Genomic DNA, 1270 nt, shown 5'->3' with positions numbered 1-1270 from the left:
GTCGACGGCCAGCTGGCGTTCGTCGGCCAGCGCCACCACGCCCTGGTGGCGGGTGCCGCGGGCCAGGCCGTCCAGGCGCTCCATGGGCACGGGGTGCAGACGACAGCCGGCCTTTTCGACCTGCTCGATGAACGTCTGCATGCGCTTGTCGCGGCGCGACGCTTCTACGTAAATATCCTTGATCGACTCGGGCGCGTGGCGCAGCCGCGCGACCACCGCGTGAAACCCGGCAAGAACTTGGGTCGACGCCATAAATGCAATACCTTTAGATAAACGAATACCCGCTCCAGAGCGGAGCGGGCCACCGGACAAGAGCCGGCCATAGGCGCAATGTTACCCCTTATGGGGCGGTTGGCCCACGTCCAGCCCACGTCCGGCCCGCGGGCATGCCGCCAGACCGGACGCAGTCGGGTCAGTGCCGCTTGCGCACGGCCTTCTTGGCCGGTGCGGCGCGTTGCGGGGCCTTGGCCGGCTTGCCGGCTTTCTTGGCCTCGGCGCGCCGTTCCTTGGCGGTTTGCCCTTTCAGCGCGGCCGGTTTGGGCGCCGCCGCCTTCTTCACGCGGCGCGGACCTTCGTCGGGGCCGCGGGCGGCTGCCTTGCGCAAGGCGTCGAAGCTGGTGCCTTGCACCAGGCGGAACTCGATGCGGCGCGCTTCCAGGTCCACGCGCGACACCTGCACCTGGACCTTGTCGGTCAGGCGGTAACGCATGCCCGTACGTTCGCCGCGCAGCTCGTGCAGCGCGTCGTTGAACTGGAAGTATTCGCCGCCCAGTTCCGAGACGTGCACCAGGCCTTCCACGTGCAGCGTATCCAGCGTGACGAAGATACCGAAGCTGGCCACGCCGGTGACGGTGCCGCTGAAGTCTTCGCCCACGCGCTCTTTGACGAACCAGCACTTGAGCCAGGCCTCGACATCGCGCGAGGCTTCGTCGGCACGGCGTTCGCTGGCCGACAGCACCAGGCCCATCTTTTCCCAGATGGCGTGCTCGTGTTCGCGCTGGGTGCGGCCAATGACGACCGGCTGGTCGTCCAGGCTGGGCACGTAGCGCTGCCCGGCCAGCAGGGCCTTGATCACGCGGTGCGTGAGCAGGTCGGGATAGCGGCGGATCGGCGAGGTGAAGTGGCTGTAGCCGGGATAGGCCAGGCCGAAGTGGCCCAGGTTGTCCGGGCTGTAGATGGCCTGCTGCATCGAGCGCAGGCACATGGTCTGCAGCAGCTGGTAGTCGGGACGGCCGCGCACCGAATCGAGGAAGTCGCCGTAGTCCTTGGC

Annotated in this window: 2 protein-coding genes; both read right to left on the bottom strand. The window is 67.6% G+C overall.

The window, feature by feature from the left end; all coding sequences use genetic code 11:
• Positions 1 to 252 (bottom strand): RNA methyltransferase substrate-binding domain-containing protein (locus U858_RS0133300; RefSeq protein ID WP_025141375.1); only part of this gene is annotated, 252 nt, incomplete at its 3' end.
• A gap of 160 nt (positions 253 to 412) precedes the next feature.
• Positions 413 to 1270: RNB domain-containing ribonuclease (locus tag U858_RS0133295; RefSeq protein WP_025141374.1), on the bottom strand; the 858-nt coding region annotated here is incomplete at its 5' end.

The sequence above is a fragment of the Achromobacter sp. DH1f genome (assembly GCF_000633435.1).
Classification (GTDB): domain Bacteria; phylum Pseudomonadota; class Gammaproteobacteria; order Burkholderiales; family Burkholderiaceae_B; genus Achromobacter; species Achromobacter deleyi.
This window is presented reverse-complemented; position numbering and strand designations above follow the sequence as displayed.